This is a genomic window from Rossellomorea orangium, from assembly GCF_019334305.1.
Lineage (GTDB): Bacteria > Bacillota > Bacilli > Bacillales > Bacillaceae_B > Rossellomorea.
The window spans coordinates 84,307-99,135 of record NZ_JAHWGH010000014.1 but is presented as its reverse complement, the minus strand read 5'-3'; the positions used below and the strand labels follow the sequence as shown (position 1 = coordinate 99,135).

17 protein-coding genes are annotated in these 14,829 nt (G+C 44.6%); 10 read left to right on the top strand and 7 right to left on the bottom strand.

Translation table 11 applies throughout. The features are described 5' to 3' along the window. The first annotated feature begins 1 nt into the window (after window position 1). Window positions 2–427 carry an SRPBCC family protein gene (locus tag KYJ26_RS09980; protein ID WP_257474960.1) on the top strand — a complete coding sequence of 142 codons (426 nt, stop codon included), beginning with the start codon at window positions 2–4 and terminating at the stop codon, window positions 425–427. 58 nt (window positions 428–485) lie between these two features. On the opposite strand, the gene KYJ26_RS09975 is transcribed toward KYJ26_RS09980, so the two are convergent. Together KYJ26_RS09975 and KYJ26_RS09970 are read right to left on the bottom strand one after the other, a co-directional pair. Then, window positions 486–2,021 carry a multicopper oxidase family protein gene (locus KYJ26_RS09975; protein ID WP_219167124.1) on the bottom strand — a complete coding sequence of 512 codons (1,536 nt, stop codon included), beginning with the start codon at window positions 2,019–2,021 and terminating at the stop codon, window positions 486–488. A 113-nt stretch (window positions 2,022–2,134) separates the two neighbouring features. Beyond that, window positions 2,135–2,335: a hypothetical protein gene (locus KYJ26_RS09970; RefSeq protein WP_219167123.1), complete on the bottom strand. Its 201-nt coding sequence runs from the start codon at window positions 2,333–2,335 to the stop codon at window positions 2,135–2,137. Window positions 2,336–2,573: 238 nt separating this feature from the next. Here KYJ26_RS09970 and KYJ26_RS09965 point away from each other — a divergent pair, with 238 nt between their 5' ends. From KYJ26_RS09965 to KYJ26_RS09955, 3 genes are all read left to right on the top strand, one after another. Next, window positions 2,574–3,440, top strand: coding sequence for a DMT family transporter (locus KYJ26_RS09965; protein ID WP_219167122.1), 867 nt, complete (start codon window positions 2,574–2,576; stop codon window positions 3,438–3,440). 110 nt (window positions 3,441–3,550) lie between these two features. Beyond that, window positions 3,551–4,645: a serine hydrolase gene (locus KYJ26_RS09960; RefSeq protein ID WP_219167121.1), complete on the top strand. Its 1,095-nt coding sequence runs from the start codon at window positions 3,551–3,553 to the stop codon at window positions 4,643–4,645. Window positions 4,646–4,684: 39 nt separating this feature from the next. Beyond that, entirely contained in the window at window positions 4,685–5,716 is a 1,032-nt protein-coding gene (locus KYJ26_RS09955) for a beta-carotene 15,15'-monooxygenase (RefSeq protein ID WP_219167120.1), read from the top strand. Window positions 5,717–5,738: 22 nt separating this feature from the next. On the opposite strand, the gene KYJ26_RS09950 is transcribed toward KYJ26_RS09955, so the two are convergent. The 4 genes from KYJ26_RS09950 to KYJ26_RS09935 form a co-directional block, all read right to left on the bottom strand. Continuing rightward, entirely contained in the window at window positions 5,739–6,392 is a 654-nt protein-coding gene (locus KYJ26_RS09950) for an ABC transporter ATP-binding protein (RefSeq protein ID WP_219167119.1), read from the bottom strand. A gap of 1 nt (window position 6,393) precedes the next feature. Further along, the gene (locus KYJ26_RS09945; RefSeq protein WP_219167118.1) at window positions 6,394–7,431 is read right to left on the bottom strand and encodes an ABC transporter permease; all 1,038 of its coding nucleotides are present in this window, start codon (window positions 7,429–7,431) and stop codon (window positions 6,394–6,396) included. Between the two features lie 72 nt (window positions 7,432–7,503). After that, window positions 7,504–8,874: an ATP-binding protein gene (locus tag KYJ26_RS09940; protein ID WP_219167117.1), complete on the bottom strand. Its 1,371-nt coding sequence runs from the start codon at window positions 8,872–8,874 to the stop codon at window positions 7,504–7,506. Continuing rightward, a complete protein-coding gene (locus KYJ26_RS09935; protein WP_219167116.1) occupies window positions 8,871–9,545 on the bottom strand; it encodes a response regulator transcription factor in 675 nt (224 codons plus the stop codon). The genes KYJ26_RS09940 and KYJ26_RS09935 overlap by 4 nt, the downstream gene beginning before the upstream one ends. Before the next feature lie 184 nt (window positions 9,546–9,729). Here KYJ26_RS09935 and KYJ26_RS09930 point away from each other — a divergent pair, with 184 nt between their 5' ends. The 4 genes from KYJ26_RS09930 to KYJ26_RS09915 all read left to right on the top strand — a co-directional run bounded on the left by KYJ26_RS09930 (window position 9,730) and on the right by KYJ26_RS09915 (window position 12,847). After that, window positions 9,730–10,401, top strand: coding sequence for a sigma factor-like helix-turn-helix DNA-binding protein (locus KYJ26_RS09930; protein ID WP_219167115.1), 672 nt, complete (start codon window positions 9,730–9,732; stop codon window positions 10,399–10,401). Between the two features lie 21 nt (window positions 10,402–10,422). Further along, on the top strand, window positions 10,423–11,007 hold the full coding sequence (gene clpP / locus KYJ26_RS09925; RefSeq protein ID WP_219167114.1) for an ATP-dependent Clp endopeptidase proteolytic subunit ClpP: 585 nt from the start codon (window positions 10,423–10,425) through the stop codon (window positions 11,005–11,007). Window positions 11,008–11,189: 182 nt separating this feature from the next. Continuing rightward, window positions 11,190–11,708: a hypothetical protein gene (locus KYJ26_RS09920; protein WP_219167113.1), complete on the top strand. Its 519-nt coding sequence runs from the start codon at window positions 11,190–11,192 to the stop codon at window positions 11,706–11,708. 80 nt (window positions 11,709–11,788) lie between these two features. Beyond that, on the top strand, window positions 11,789–12,847 hold the full coding sequence (locus tag KYJ26_RS09915; protein ID WP_219167112.1) for a C45 family peptidase: 1,059 nt from the start codon (window positions 11,789–11,791) through the stop codon (window positions 12,845–12,847). A gap of 51 nt (window positions 12,848–12,898) precedes the next feature. Here KYJ26_RS09915 and KYJ26_RS09910 read toward each other — a convergent pair whose 3' ends face one another. After that, window positions 12,899–13,573: an NAD(P)H-dependent oxidoreductase gene (locus tag KYJ26_RS09910; RefSeq protein WP_219167111.1), complete on the bottom strand. Its 675-nt coding sequence runs from the start codon at window positions 13,571–13,573 to the stop codon at window positions 12,899–12,901. Window positions 13,574–13,819: 246 nt separating this feature from the next. Between KYJ26_RS09910 and KYJ26_RS09905 the strand changes: the two genes are divergently transcribed. Then, the gene (locus KYJ26_RS09905) at window positions 13,820–14,365 is read left to right on the top strand and encodes a GNAT family N-acetyltransferase (RefSeq protein WP_219167110.1); all 546 of its coding nucleotides are present in this window, start codon (window positions 13,820–13,822) and stop codon (window positions 14,363–14,365) included. Between the two features lie 210 nt (window positions 14,366–14,575). Next, a complete protein-coding gene (locus tag KYJ26_RS09900) occupies window positions 14,576–14,827 on the top strand; it encodes a FeoA family protein (RefSeq protein WP_219167109.1) in 252 nt (83 codons plus the stop codon). Window positions 14,828–14,829: the final 2 nt, after the last annotated feature.

Genomic DNA, 14,829 nt, shown 5'->3' with positions numbered 1-14,829 from the left:
CATGACAGACATTACTATACGCTGTCCGATTCAGAAGGTTGCAGAGTATGCTGCGGATCCGGATCATGCACCGGAATGGTATGTGAATATTGATTCCGCAGAATGGAGAACGGAAAAGCCATTATCCGTACATTCTCAAATTGCATTCAAAGCCAGATTCTTGGGAAAGGATCTCTCTTATGTATATGAGATCAAGGAGTTTGTCCCGGGACAGAAGCTTGTCATGAAGACCGCCAATGGACCGTTCCCTATGGAAACCACCTATGAATGGGAGTCGATTGATGGACAAACGACCAAAATGACCCTAAGGAATCAGGGAGATCCCATTGGATTTTCAAGAGTCATGATGCCCTTGATGTCTGTCATGATGAAAAAAGCGAACAAAAAGGATTTAATGAAAATCAAAGAAATTCTGGAAAACTCTTAAATAACAAGGGATCTGCTCCTTATCAGGGGCAGATCCTTCTATTTTGACTATCTCCCTATCATTTAATCACCACGTAGGGCCTCATCATCTCGTAATCTTCATGCTCCAATATATGACAGTGCCATACATACAATCCTGTAAAGGGGCCAAATGGAACAATGATCCTTGTCATCTCCCAAGGATTTGCACACACCGTGTCCTTCCAGCCCTGCTCGTTCGGTTTCGGTTTGATGCGGGTGCCTGTGGGGACAACCCTTCCTTCTCTTTGATAGATTTCTTTATCAAATGGCTGACGGTCCAGTACCTGAAATCGTACTAGATGCAAGTGGATGGGGTGAGACCCTTCCGTTATGTTGATGAAGTTCCACACTTCAATGCTCCCTATCCGTGGCATTTCCGTAATCGGATCGTCCCATAATTGATGATTTAATAGATGTACCTCCCGCCCATATTGATCATGCACCATATTTAACGGAAGGTTCCTCATCTGGAACGCATGTCTTTTCTTCAGTCTTGGAACATGCCGTAATGCAGAGGGGATCCTGCTCGTATCCTGACTTTGCAGCGGTTTTATTACGCGGAATTGCATGAGCACTCCCGTCGTGTCAGGATCTGGTGCCGAACCAGTTGGAAAGGGGGCAGGTCCACTGTTGCGGATAGTGATGTATTCCCGGGTCTCGGAAGAAAAGTCAAGAATGACATCCGCCCGTTCTGCAGGAGCAAGCAAGATCTCCCGAACGGTGACAGGTGCAGAAAGAAGGCCCTGATCAGATCCGATTTGAATGAAAGGCCTTCCGTTCGAAAGGGAAAGCTGATACGTCCGCGAATTTGAAGCGTTGATCAATCGAAAGCGATAGCGTCGCGGCTCGACTTCAAGGAATGGCCAGACCTTCCCGTTCACGAGAATTGTATCCCCGAAGAAATTGGAAAGGGTGGAGGGATGGACACCGGGCGTGGGAGGATCAGGCTCTGAAGGATAATAGAGAGATCCGTCGCTATGAAAGGACCGATCCATGATCACCAGTGGTATATCGTATGGACCCGAAGGCAGTGACATTGCCTCCTCTTCTTCATCGTGGATGATATAAGCTCCGGCGAGTCCGGCATATATATTCAACCGTGTGATCCCAATAGCGTGGTCATGGTACCAAAGGGTAGTGGCCTGCTGCTGGTTGGGATATGTGTAGATTTCTTCTGCAAAGAATGGCCCTGTTTCTTGAAACCCTCTAGTAAACCAGGCATCCGGGTAACCATCGCTCGTATCTGGTGTAGCCCCTCCGTGAAGATGAACGACCGTACGGACCTCGGGCTGCTTTTTTCCTGCACCATGAACGGTAGTATCAATCGGGAGGAAGTGCTTGTTTGGAAGATCGTTTTTCCACAATACCCGTACTGTTTGATTGCGTTTCACTTTAAAAGTAGGTCCCGGGAATTGCCCGTTGTATCCCCATATAGTAGTTGGCGGGAGATCCCGGTGGAGTTGCTGATTGACTTCCTTCATGGTCACTTCGTAATAATCGGAACCCTTCTGAGTTGAAATGGGTTCGATCGTTTCCATAATGGGAAGGGGGTCGACGAATTTCTCAAGCATCACAAATCCTCCTCTAAAAGGCGCTATTATTCCATATGTATGGAATGGGAAGTGGAAATATCTCTATCCTAAAAAAAGAAGAGCACCTGCCGACATGTGAGCAGGTGCTTGTTTTCTTAACGAGCATCTTTATATCGATAGCGATATTGAATATTCGCCGTACGTTCATCTGTATCAATGGTGAACCGATTCCACAGGCTGGTGTCCCTCGTCGTTTCCGCTTTTGGAAGGAAGGGGATGATGGTTCCTGTAATCTCCTGATCATCTTCCGCTTGGTATGTAGAAACTCTCTCCTGATGTACGTCTAGTAAAGTCAAACTGGTCACCTCTGCTTTTTTCATGGTATGTATTTACGGATGAAGGTCCTGTATGTTTCATTGTCCGTAAAAGTGAGGAGTATTTTCCTGGATTGTCAGTGCACATCCTGCTTGTTTCTATACCCAACTGGTTCAAATTGCATTCCTTTAATTGGTAAAAAGGTTCGAATTTTTTTCTTTGCATCATTTTTTTGTTACACTAATTTAGTTGCGAAATTGTTTATCACTGGAGGATATAATGTCAAATCGAAATAAAGGCATATTACTATTACTACTATCAGCGTTCGGCTTCTCCTTGATGGCGGCTTTCGTCAAGCTGTCCGGGGATGTGCCGACGATACAGAAAACCTTCTTCCGGAATATCGTCTCTGCATTCATTGCATTTGGTTTTGTCCGGTATCATAAGGAAAGGCTATTTGGAAAAAGAGAAAATCAAAAGCTGCTATTGCTGCGTTCCTCATTAGGTGCTGTTGGAATTGTGCTGTTCTTCTATGCGATCGATCATCTCGTGTTATCGGATGCCGATATGCTGAACAAGCTGAGTCCATTTTTGACCATCATCTTCTCCGCTCTATTCTTGAAGGAACGGACGCGCGTCTTTCAGGTGGTGGCGATCATCATTGCGTTCATCGGGACATTGTTCATCATCAAACCGGCTTTTTCTTTTGATGTCATCCCGTATCTGGCAGGAGTGTTCTCCGCTATTTTTGCCGCAGGTGCCTACACGGTCCTCCGGGTGCTCGGGAGCAGGGAAAAGTTTTATACAGTCGTCTTTTACTTCTCCTTCTTTACGACCGTCGTGTTGCTGCCGTTTGTGATCGGGTTTTATGAACCGATGAGCGTGAAACAGTGGGTTTATCTGTTATCAGCAGGTGTCTTTGCTACAGTAGGTCAGTTCGGGATCACGATTGCGTACAAGTTTGCGCCTGCAAGGGAGATTTCAATTTTCTTCTATTCCACGGTTGTTTATTCCGCCCTTATCAGCATCTTCCTGTTTGGGCAAATACCTGATGTATACAGCATCATTGGATACATTGTGATTTTCGGTGCGTCACTGTACATGTTCTTGAAAAATAATGAAGCCGGCAAAAAACAGGCAGCATGATTGAAACCTATCCATCACATGGTGGATAGGTTTTTTATATTGGAAATTGAAACATTTCCCATTTACCGATCGTATATATACTAACCGTAATAAAGACAGGAGCGAAGAAAATGAAGGTTGCTTTACTCATTATTGGAGTTGGTTTGATTGTCGTTTTGATCATCATTGTAGCAGGCATTAGACAGAGGGCGGGAAAAAATGATCCCGACTATCTGATAAACCATTTAAAACATCATAAGAATTGGAGCTTAACGGTGATTCGGAATGGGGAAACGCTCGTATCCGTCAGGGAAGATGAGATGTTCCCGTTAGCAAGTGCAATGAAGACCATCGTGGCCATTGAATATGCGAAGCAATGCGAGGAGAAAAAAGTAGATCCTTCCCGCAACGTTTCTCTGGAAGAGCTTGATCGATACTACATTCCGGATACGGATGGCGGAGCCCATGAAGGCTGGATAGAGTATTCGAAACAAAATGGACTTCTTCTTGGAAATAGTACGACCCTTGAAAATGTGGTAAAAGGAATGATTGCTTTCAGTTCCAATGCAAACACAGACTATTTAATCGATCTCTTGGGATTGGAAACACTCAACGAGTCACTGGATGAACTGAATATTGAAAAACATGAGGCTCTCTACCCGATTTCAGGGGCCATGCTGATTCCAACGTACTTGAAGATGAAAGATCCTTCCTATACTGATGACTATATCGAGACAAAGGTTAAGGAAATGTCAATAGAGGAATACATACGAATCGCTCAAATTATTTCACAACAGCTAAAAGAGGGGGAAAAAGGTCTGTACCTTGAGAATGAGCATTCAAGTAAAGGGCTGGACAAAATTTGGTCCGACAGACTGACACGGAGTACTACTTTTGAATACGCAACACTTATGGGGAAACTCAATTCCAAGACCTATTTTCAACGTGAAACACAAGAACGATTGGATGCGGTCATGGAAGGGATCATGGAGAATCCCAACAATCAAGACTGGCTAAAGCATGCCGGGCAAAAAGGGGGATCGACGGAGTTTCTTGTCACGAATGCTGCGTACGCGACAGATAAAGAAGGGAATTCAACTGAGGTTGCCATCTTTACAAACGAGTTGGAAAGAGGGGAGTTAGAAAAGATTTCAGGGAGTTTGAATTCATTCATGCTGAAGATTCTGAGGGAAGAAGATTTCAGAAATAAGTTGAAAGAGTTATAATGTAAGTAAATGGAATAGATGTAAATTGGAGGTGTGAACATGGTTCTCCGAAACTCGAAATGGTCACTATGGGCACTTGCCCTGTTAACACTCGTCCTCTTCAGCAATGTCATGCTTTATCAACCAATCGTGCAGCAATTCCTGGTCATAGAACTTGATCGAGGTGCCGTAATTGGATCTTTAGTCGATCTGGTCATCATTTCACCGGCACTTGCTTATGCCGCTTTTAAAGTGTCAAAAAAGCAGGCCGCCGGATTAATCGTAGTTGGATTGGTGATGGCAAGAGTCCTCATCCCAGAAGAATTCTTCGCTCCCTATACGATCCTCCTGTATTCCGGGATAAGCTTCGAAGCCTTGTTCTTTCTGGCGGAACTGGGCCTGATCTTCCTTCTTCTCAAGAGAATCCCGGTCATCCGGGCCGAAATGAGGTCATCCCAAACAGGTCCAATCTTTTCATTCCTTCCTGCAGTGGAAAGGAAGGTAAGCAGACTTCCTCTTATCCGATTCGTGGCATCTGAGATTCTGATGGTGTATTACGCCTTCTTCAGCTGGCGGAAGAAATCTCCTATTCATGGCGGGGTGGTTACGATGCATCATAAGACCAGTGCCATCGCCATGAATATCATGCTCATCCATGCCGTAGCCATCGAAACAATCGGTCTTCACTGGTGGCTGCATACCAAACTTCCGATCCTGTCATTCATTCTGCTCATTCTAAATGTGTACAGCATTCTTCTCGTACTGGCAGAAATCCAGATTACACGTTTGCATCCTGTTGAAGTGAAAAATGGTGAGCTGCGTGTCGCACAAGGATTAAGGCAGCGACTGATACTGCCCCTGTCAAACATCGAGCGGATGGAATGGGGAGAGAAAAAACCAAATAAAGGCACTATGGTCTTTATGCAGAAAGACTTTGAAGACATACATCCTCAAGTGATCCTGTTCTTGAAAGAGCCTGTCGAAGCGACGTTGTTCATGGGTAGAAAAGAAGAGGTGTCTAAAGTGGCTTTGAGAGTGGATGATCCCGAAAGGTTGAAAGAACTATTGAAGCAAAATGAAGAAAGTGCCTGACGATTTCCAGGCACTTTCTTTCTTATCCCATACGATAAACCCAGTCACATTTCCCGATCATCGTCTCGTCATGTGTGACCATAATGGTAGCGATATTTCTCTCTTTCGTTTCTTTTACCAATAAGTCCACCACTGATTTTCCGCGTTCTCTGTCGAGGCTTGCGGTAGGTTCATCGGCAAGGATCAGCTTCGGTTCATTCATGAGGGCCCGTGCGATGGCGACCCGCTGCTGTTCCCCGCCTGAGAGCTGCTCCGGGTAATGGGAGAGACGTTCTTCAAGTCCTAAATGAGTCAATAATTCCACTGCCCGTTCCTGAAGGCCATCTTTCTGTTTGGTGAGCTTTCCAACAAGCAATAATTGTTCTTCAACCGTTAAGAATGGAACAAGATTGGACTGCTGAAAGATGAAGCCGATTTCTTTCAGACGCAGGGACGTTTGTTCTTTTCCATTCATGGCGTGGACGTTACACCCGTTGATGATCACTTCACCACTAGAAGGTCTGGTCAAGGCCCCGACGATGGAGAGGAGGGTGCTCTTACCAGAACCGGACGGCCCGAGTATCGCACCAAATTCCCCGCTGTCAACCCTCATGGAGAGATGATCGAGCACCGTAAGTTGTTCATGTCCCTGCTTGTATGTCTTTGTAACCCCGTTTAGTTCTAAAATGGATGTCATTTTATTTCACCCCTCCGATTGCTTCTAATGGATCGACCTTCATAATGCTTCTAAAGGACAGAAGTGAACCGATCCATGCCATGACCAAAATCAAACTGCTGTTTAACAGGATCATACCTGAAGATAATTCAAACGGGACATCTCCTGGAATCAGTTGTGTCAATCCATACGTAAGGGTATTTCCGGTCAGAATCCCGAATATCGAAAGAATGGAAATCTGGATGAAAAGGGCGCGCAGGAGCATGCCTGCTTTGGCTCCAATCGCTTTTAGTACTCCGTATTGATGAAGCTTTTGCAGCGTCATGACATAGAAGAACGTTGCCAGGACAATCGCGGAAATGATAAGGAGGAAGATTACCATCATCTTTAATGACCCCTGTTCCGCAGAATAACCGGGTACGTTGGAAAGGATGTCCTCCTTTGATGCTGCATCCAGATTGGGAGGAAGATCCACTTCCTCATTGTCCGTTAAGAGGAGTGCCTGGTACGTAAGATCATCTTTCAAAAAATCTTTCCATGTTTCCATCGATGTGAACATGGCCGGAGTATGACCATAGCTGAATCGTTTTTCAGTGAATCCCCGGATGACCCATTTTTTATCTTGAAAGGTAAGAGAATCTCCGGTTTTATATCCTTCACCCTTTAAGCTTGGGTCTGCCAATATCTCATAAGGAGCTAGTTCTACATTTTCTTCTCCCGCAGGCATGAACGGACTCTCCTTGTCTAATGAAAAGAGGCTGATATTCACGGCTTCCCCGTCATGCATCATTTCCACCATTCTCAATCCTAATGGAGAACCGCCTTTTACAGCGTCGACTTCGTCAGGGGTCATCATTGATCGTTCAAGCTGATGTTGATCGCTTTCTTCTACGATGTACGTTTTGGCCGTCATGTTTTTTATGGCAGAGGCGTTATCAACGGACAAACCATTAGCCAATCCGGATATCGATAACACTAGGCTGGTAATCAATGTGATGATGCCTGTAATTAATAAGAACTTCATTTTGGCATAGCGAATTTCTTTCCATGCAAGAAACAAAAAAATCACCTTCCCTTTCATTACTTCCCCTTCATCATAAAAGGGAAGTATGAACGGAAGATGAACATAGGGTTAAGGCAGAGTCACCGTAAAGGCAGTCCCTTCGTCTGGAATGCTCTCTACATGAATGTTTCCTTGATGGAGCAAAATGATTTTCTTGACGATGGAGAGACCGAGTCCGCTGCTGTTTCGTTCATGACTGCGTGACTCGTCCACTTTGTAAAAACGATCAAAGACCTTCCCGATATGTTCCGGAGGGATGCCGATACCGGTATCCTCGATCCTAAACGTGATGCCTCTTTGGTCTTTATGAAGGAAAAGACTGATTTCACCTTCAGGGGGAGTATATTTAATGCTGTTGGATAAAAGGTTTTCGAAGGCCTGGTAAAGCAGGTCTTCGTTTCCTGAACAGATTACCTCATCCGCCTCCAGTGAGAGGGCAAGGTCCTTTTCTTCCCACAGCCACCTTGTCTGGCTAATGAGAGTTTGCAGCATCTCGGTCAAGTTAACAGATTCATGCTTGATGACTCCCTGGTCTTTATCAAGAGAGGCAAGGGTCAAAAGCTGTTTGCTTACCTTTGACAACCGGGTGCTTTCAGATTCGATCACCTTTGTGTAGGCATCCAGCTCTTCCGTCGAAAGTGTAGGGGAGCGCAGCAGATTCGCATACCCTTTCATGGATGAAAGGGGTGTCTGAATTTCATGGGACACATTCGAAACAAATTCCTGCCGCATTTGTTCAACCTGCATGAGCTGTCGGCTCATAGACATAAATGATTTGGCAAGAGTCCCGATCTCATCCTGCCGATTTTCCTTCAGCTGTATCGAATAATTCCCACCGGCGATCTTCTTCGTAGCAGAGGTGAGCTCCCCGATCGGTTTCACCAGATACCTTGTACTGAAGAAGACAATCAGCATGCTGAGGGCAATCGTCAGGAAGAGCAGGACAGCCAGGAGGATGTGGATCTCGTTGAACTGCTGCTTGATGTCCGGTCTCATGAACAAGGCATGCGATTTCCCGTCGATTTCAATCGGGACACCGATCGAGTTGGACAATTCATTTGAGAAAAAGCCGGTCACAAACGTGGTGGAGGGATATTCAGCCATGCCGTGGTATGTATGGCCATTCAGTACATCCTTTATCACGCCCTGCGACAGTGTCTGATTCCGAAAATCGGCTCCGTAAAATGTTCCGTCTCCCTTTCCGTCCGTTATGTAAAATTGATAACTGAGTTTTGCCGTCTTTTCAAAAAACGTGGATTCATCCATGGAGGCAGCTTCAAATAAGTCCACTACGTCATGGGCGATTTCAGTGTTTTTCTTATCATTGGAAGGCTTTAAGATCTTCTGGTAATAAAGGTTGGAGCCAATAAAGGCAATCAAGCTGCTTACCATCATGATAAAGAGCGTCACCATCACGATCCGGATATAGAGGCTCTTCATTTAGATACCTCCAATTTATAGCCGACTCCCCGCACGGTCATGATGGCAAAGGAGTGGGAAGAATCCTGGAACCGTCCACGTAGTCTTTTGATATGGACGTCGATGGTCCGGTCATCCCCTTCAAAGTCCATTCCCCATACATGCTGGATGAGCTCATCCCGTGTAAAGGTGCGATTCGGGAAGCTGGCTAGATAATACAAGAGTTCAAATTCCTTGAGGGGGAGGATCACGGTTCTGTTACCGGTTTTCACCTCATAAGATCGCTTATCAAGCGTCATGTCTCCGATGCGGACAGTTTGGGAACCGGCCCGGTCGTAACGTCTCAAGATGGCCTGGACCCGGAAGAGGAGCTCTTCCTTTTCGAATGGTTTCACCATATAATCATCGGTCCCTGCCTGGAATCCTTTGGCCTTATCCGTGATACTGCCCCTGGCCGTCAACATAATGATCGGGATATCATAGTCGGACCTTATTTCCTCTGCCAGCTGAAATCCATCTTTATTCGGCATCATCAGGTCGACAATGGCCAAATCGACGGCTTGATGGAGGAGAGTAGCAGAAGCCGCTTCCCCGTCTGCTGCCTCTGTCACCATGTATCCATTTTGCTCCAAATACACCCGGACGAGCTTTCGCAGATGTGGATCATCATCAACCACAAGAATTGATATCATAAGGGCACCTCATTTCTATAAACGATTTTTATGATTTCACTTTAGCACAAGTGACCGAAAGGAAACCAATTTATGACGAATACTCCTCTCCTTGGATATAATAAGAGTAAAATATGCTCTTACCCATATCTTTTTTCCATACTTATCCGTTATAGCCATGAGAGGATGCAAAGGAGTGAAGACAATGCAAATGAGGTCGGTGTACAACCGGGTAGATGAGGCGATAGAGGAAATGGTACCAAAACTGGTACGATACTGCTATTTTCTGACGAAGGATAAATGGAACGGGGAAGATCTTGCCCAGGAGTCTGTATATAAAGCACTCATCCGATACCCTGACTATCAAGATTGGAGTCCTGCGCTACTAAAGAAAATGGCGTACCATCTTTGGATCGATAAAGGGCGGAAAGAGAGCAGGGAATGGATCGGTTCAGTTCCGGAATATGCTTTAGAACACTTTTCAAAAGAGTGGGTCAGCCCCGATACAATTGACATGCTGTCCGATCAACTGACTCCGAAACAGCTGATTTCCTTCGTATTAAAGGAAGCCTTTCAGTACAAGATTTCTGAAGTGGCCGATTTACTGAACCTGACGGAAACCGCTGTAAAAGCGTTGCTGAACCGTTCCAGATCCAAATTGAAAAAGATCTCTGGTGACGATGAATGGAGCGAAAGTGAATCATACGGTGAGGATGCTCTTCAAAAAGAGCTGAACGCCATTTTGTATCGCTGCTTGAAAGCCCAGGATCCAAGTCTCCTGCTTGCCTACATTCCGACGCTGATTGCAACTGGTACTGTCCACATGATGGCACAGGCATCTCCTTCGTCTTCAACTGTCCTCTCAATGGCAGCATAACGAATGAGGGAGGAAACATTCATGAATGCAATACCTTATGTGATTGAACAATCCGGTAAAGGAGAACGCTCCTACGATATTTACTCACGGTTATTAAAGGACCGGATCATCATGGTGAGTGATGAAGTGAATGATCATATGGCCAATAGTATTGTGGCTCAACTGTTATTTCTTGCGGCGGATGATCCAGAAAAGGATATCTCTTTATATATCAACAGTCCCGGGGGCTCGACTTCAGCAGGATTCGCCATTTTTGATACGATGGAGTATATCAGCCCTGATGTGCGGACGATCTGCACGGGAATGGCGGCATCATTCGGTGCGATGCTTCTTCTGGCAGGTACTAAAGGGAAGCGATTTGCCCTTCCGAACAGTGAAATCATGATTCATCAGCCTTTGGGGGGCGCACGTGGTCAGGCGACAGATCTTGAAATCTCTGCAAAGCGCATCCTGAAATTAAGGGAGCATATCAATGAAATCATCGCTGAGAAAACGGGGCAAACCGTAGAAAAGGTGGCCTTTGATACAGATCGTGATTATTTCATGAGTGCCTATGAAGCTAAGGAATATGGGATTATTGATGAAATTATCTTAAAGAAAAAATAACGATGGGAGGAACGGTCGATGAGGCCGTTCTTTTTAGTTTTCTCGATGCTGAACGAAAGAAGGGGATACGTACCTGTTTCATCGATGATTAGGCACTAAAACCAAGAAAAATATGGTAAAATATACGTTGGGTTTATCGTAACGATCGTATATAACAACAAAGGGTAGGAGGGGAAAGTCAGATGACATTGATAGTAGTGTTAGGGCTTATCGGTCTGTTCTTTTTCATGAGAAGATCTCGTGAAAAACCGTACTCCTTTAAATGGATTGTATCCTTAAGTAAGCATGAACGGTTTCGAAATCCCTGGTTAATGGGAGTTTTATTATTTGGGTTGAATCTATTTTTATTTAGTGCAACAGCGTTAATATTGTACGGTATGACCTTTATGATGATTCCATTCATTCACCTTGTGGTCATGGCGGCAGCAACGGCTTCGAGTGTCCTCGCTTGGCAATCGATTGTATATTCTAGGGATTGGGGAAAAGGTGAGCGACTGAAAGTGGGGATGGTGGGAAGCAGTTTTTATTTGTTCCTGTTCTTGTTTATTCTTTATAAATGGGTGACGTATGTCCCCAGATATCCAGGAGAGGACGAGTTCATGAGCGCCATCGGTTATTTTATGGCGGAATTGGTAACGGGGATGGCGTTCGTCATATGCTTTGTAATGATTGTTTTTCTTCCGGTTGATAAGCGTGTATAAGAGAATGGTGTTTTCTTTCTTTTTCAGATCCATTCTATTATCCTTGTAGAATAGAATCTGATGAAAAAGAGGTTTTAGTCATGAAAACAATACATAGCGACGTGATTCAATTTCGAGGCTCTCATTATGACTTTGGCTATATGCAGGGTGAGCGGATAAAGGATTCCATCACGGTTAGAAATCGTGAGAATCAGTGGAAGGTGCGAAAGCCGCGCTTTTCGATCAACGTCAAAGAAACGGAAACTGCGATCAAACGATTTGCCTCAGGGATTTGGGATGAACTACATGGGCTGCAGGAATCCCTCGAATGGCCGATGGAGCGGGTTCTAAAGGAATTTGGCGGTTACCGTGTAGATTATGTAAAATCCGGATGTTCCATTGTCACAGGAAAGGATTATTTAATCAGAAATTATGATTACCACCCCAAAACCTACGAGGGACGCTATACATTTTATCAACCGAGTGATACAGGATACGCGATCATCGGTCCAAGTCAGCGCGTGACTGGCAGGATGGACGGCATGAACGAAAAAGGCCTTGCGTTGGGGTATAACTTCATGCACCGGAAGAATCCCGGTGATGGTTTCATCTGTTGCATGATCGGACGATTGATTCTTGAATCCTGTAAAGATGTTATCGAAGCCGTTGACATGTTGAAGGAAATCCCTCATCGGCACTCATTCAGCTATGTCGTCTATGACAGGAGTGGGGAAACGTTTATCGTCGAGACCTCACCGCGTGGTGTGGAGGTAAGGCAGTCCAATGCATGCACGAATCATTTTGAAGTGATGACCGAAGAGAACCGAAATCACCTGGTCGATTCTAAGCGAAGATTGGGAGTCATCAAGGAAACGGGTGATAAAGACGCTTATAGTGCCTTCCGATTAATGAATGACACGGATAAGGGGGTATTCTCGGATCTTTACGGAAGCTGGGCAGGGACGATTCATACATCGGCTTATTTTCCGAAAGAAATGAAAGCCTGGTTCGCCCTTGGAGGGGACAGGGAGCCGGTTGAGTTTGATTTTGCAGAGTGGCTGAATGGGAAGGATACCGGGATGGATAAAATCTCGGGTGCAGTGGATACAGACATTCCCTTTGTTCACATGGATGAGGGAGCGGATTGGTTCAAACAATAGACTGAAATGAAAAAATGACCCGCGGTGATGTGAACCGGGGTCATTTTCATATTAGACAAACTTTACGATATCTTCAAATGGACGACGGGATTTCGGCGCTGGATCCTTGACCCTGTAACCGAAAGCCACCATGACGGAAATACTGAAGCTACCGTCTTCAAGCAAGCCTTCCTCTTCCAAGAGCTTATTCATTTTCTCAATATCGAATCCTTCGATCGGACAGGAATCAACCCCGATCTGGGCAGCGGCGGTCATCATATTTCCAAGGGCAATATACGTCTGCTTTCCGGCCCAGTCGTATAGAGGGCGATCTCCTTCAAGCAGATCGAAATCAACTTTCTGGAACTGTTCAATCCGCTCTAAGTACTTTGCCAAATGATCTTCAGGCATCTTCTTTTTATTTTTAAAATGGTCCTGCAAGTAGTCTGAGTCGTACTTGGTCTCCTGCTTGGTTCTTGCCAGGATTATGACGAAATGACTTGCCTCAGGCAGTTTACCGTATGCTCCCCAAGCGGTGTTTTTAATCTTCTCTCTAAGTTCAGAATTTTGAATGACCAGGAACCTCCACGGTTCGAACCCGAATGAACTCGGAGACAGTCGACCCGTTTCCATAATGAACCTGAAATCGTCTTCGGACACCTTTTTATTCGGGTCGAATTCCTTGGTTGCATGTCTGAAATGGTAAGCATCTAAAATGTCTTGTTTGATTTGATCTTTATTTGACATATACTATTCACTCCTTATCCATTAATTCCAACATGTTTAACTTACCACAAGTCTGGATTGTTAATCATGTGTTGTGATTGGGAGAACTCTTCTTTGGGGTATGGTGAAACAATTGGTTGATCCAATCCGTAAATATGATAAAGAAGTAAAAGGAGATGAACGGAATGGTTCAACGGGAGGACTACCTTTGCAAAGTACAAGCCCGTATAGAGCAAGCATGTTGATTATATATAGGGGGAAGAGATATTGAATACTGTTGAAATAAGAAAAATTTCGGAATTTGATCTAAAAGGAGACATTCACGATCACTTGCAACAGTTATTATGTGAGTGTTTCCGGGAGGACTATCCTGAAGACAGGATATACTTCAAACAGAAGCCTCATTTAAGGTTTCTGGCATACATAGAGGATCGTTTGGTTGGACAAATCGCATGTGATTATCGGGTGATGAATTTGAATGGAGAGCGTATAAATGTGTTGAGTCTCATTGATGTATGTGTTTCATCCAATATGCGTTCCCGGGGAATCGGATCTCAATTACTAAAAAAAATCGAAGAATTCTGTCATAATCGGGACATTGGCTATATTGTGTTATTCGCTGATGACCCAGATTTATATGTACGAAACGGGTTCCAAAGGGTACAGAATCGATGCAAGTGGTTAAAGATAAATGATAAGGATCAAACGACTTACGGGATTGGACATGAAGTCATCAATGAACTCATGGTTAAAGCGGTTGGTGAGAAAGGTTGGGAAGAGGGAGAGCTAGATTTATTAGGATATCTTGGTTGATGCGTGAGTTCCATATGTCTGATTCAAAAAGGAGTATCTGTCTGGCAGATGCTTCTTTTTTTTTTCTTAATGGACGTCCATATAAAAAATCTACAAAAATATGAAACTTTGTTTGACATTTTAGGGGTGAAGGGAATAAGATGAACATATAATTTGCACAAGGGAAACTTTTTAATATATAGACAATATAATTTACCGGAGGAATGAAACATGTCCGAAGTCAAAACGATGCCTCTTTCTGAATGTAAGCCAGGGGACCGCGTTCTTATAACATCATTATCATTAGAAGGCACAATGAGGAGAAGACTGTTGGATTTAGGGTTTGTGAAGGGATCTGAAGTGGCCGTCGTCCAAAGAAGTCCACTCGGTGACCCTATGGCCTTTCGGGTCAGTGACACGACGATTGCACTGCGGAAAGAAGAAAGTTCACGGATATATGTAGAGAAACTGGGAGGTGTGTAACA

What these genes read in the sequence shown, in the direction of transcription:
- KYJ26_RS09980 (WP_257474960.1), top strand. Translation starts at nt 2, where the DNA reads ATGACAGACATTACTATACGCTGTCCGATTCAGAAGGTTGCAGAGTAT.
- KYJ26_RS09965 (WP_219167122.1), top strand. Translation starts at nt 2,574, where the DNA reads ATGTCAAATCGAAATAAAGGCATATTACTATTACTACTATCAGCGTTC.
- KYJ26_RS09960 (WP_219167121.1), top strand. Translation starts at nt 3,551, where the DNA reads ATGAAGGTTGCTTTACTCATTATTGGAGTTGGTTTGATTGTCGTTTTG.
- KYJ26_RS09955 (WP_219167120.1), top strand. Translation starts at nt 4,685, where the DNA reads ATGGTTCTCCGAAACTCGAAATGGTCACTATGGGCACTTGCCCTGTTA.
- KYJ26_RS09950 (WP_219167119.1), bottom strand. Translation starts at nt 6,392, where the DNA reads ATGACATCCATTTTAGAACTAAACGGGGTTACAAAGACATACAAGCAG.
- KYJ26_RS09940 (WP_219167117.1), bottom strand. Translation starts at nt 8,874, where the DNA reads ATGAAGAGCCTCTATATCCGGATCGTGATGGTGACGCTCTTTATCATG.
- KYJ26_RS09935 (WP_219167116.1), bottom strand. Translation starts at nt 9,545, where the DNA reads ATGATATCAATTCTTGTGGTTGATGATGATCCACATCTGCGAAAGCTC.
- KYJ26_RS09930 (WP_219167115.1), top strand. Translation starts at nt 9,730, where the DNA reads ATGCAAATGAGGTCGGTGTACAACCGGGTAGATGAGGCGATAGAGGAA.
- clpP (WP_219167114.1), top strand. Translation starts at nt 10,423, where the DNA reads ATGAATGCAATACCTTATGTGATTGAACAATCCGGTAAAGGAGAACGC.
- KYJ26_RS09920 (WP_219167113.1), top strand. Translation starts at nt 11,190, where the DNA reads ATGACATTGATAGTAGTGTTAGGGCTTATCGGTCTGTTCTTTTTCATG.
- KYJ26_RS09915 (WP_219167112.1), top strand. Translation starts at nt 11,789, where the DNA reads ATGAAAACAATACATAGCGACGTGATTCAATTTCGAGGCTCTCATTAT.
- KYJ26_RS09910 (WP_219167111.1), bottom strand. Translation starts at nt 13,573, where the DNA reads ATGTCAAATAAAGATCAAATCAAACAAGACATTTTAGATGCTTACCAT.
- KYJ26_RS09900 (WP_219167109.1), top strand. Translation starts at nt 14,576, where the DNA reads ATGTCCGAAGTCAAAACGATGCCTCTTTCTGAATGTAAGCCAGGGGAC.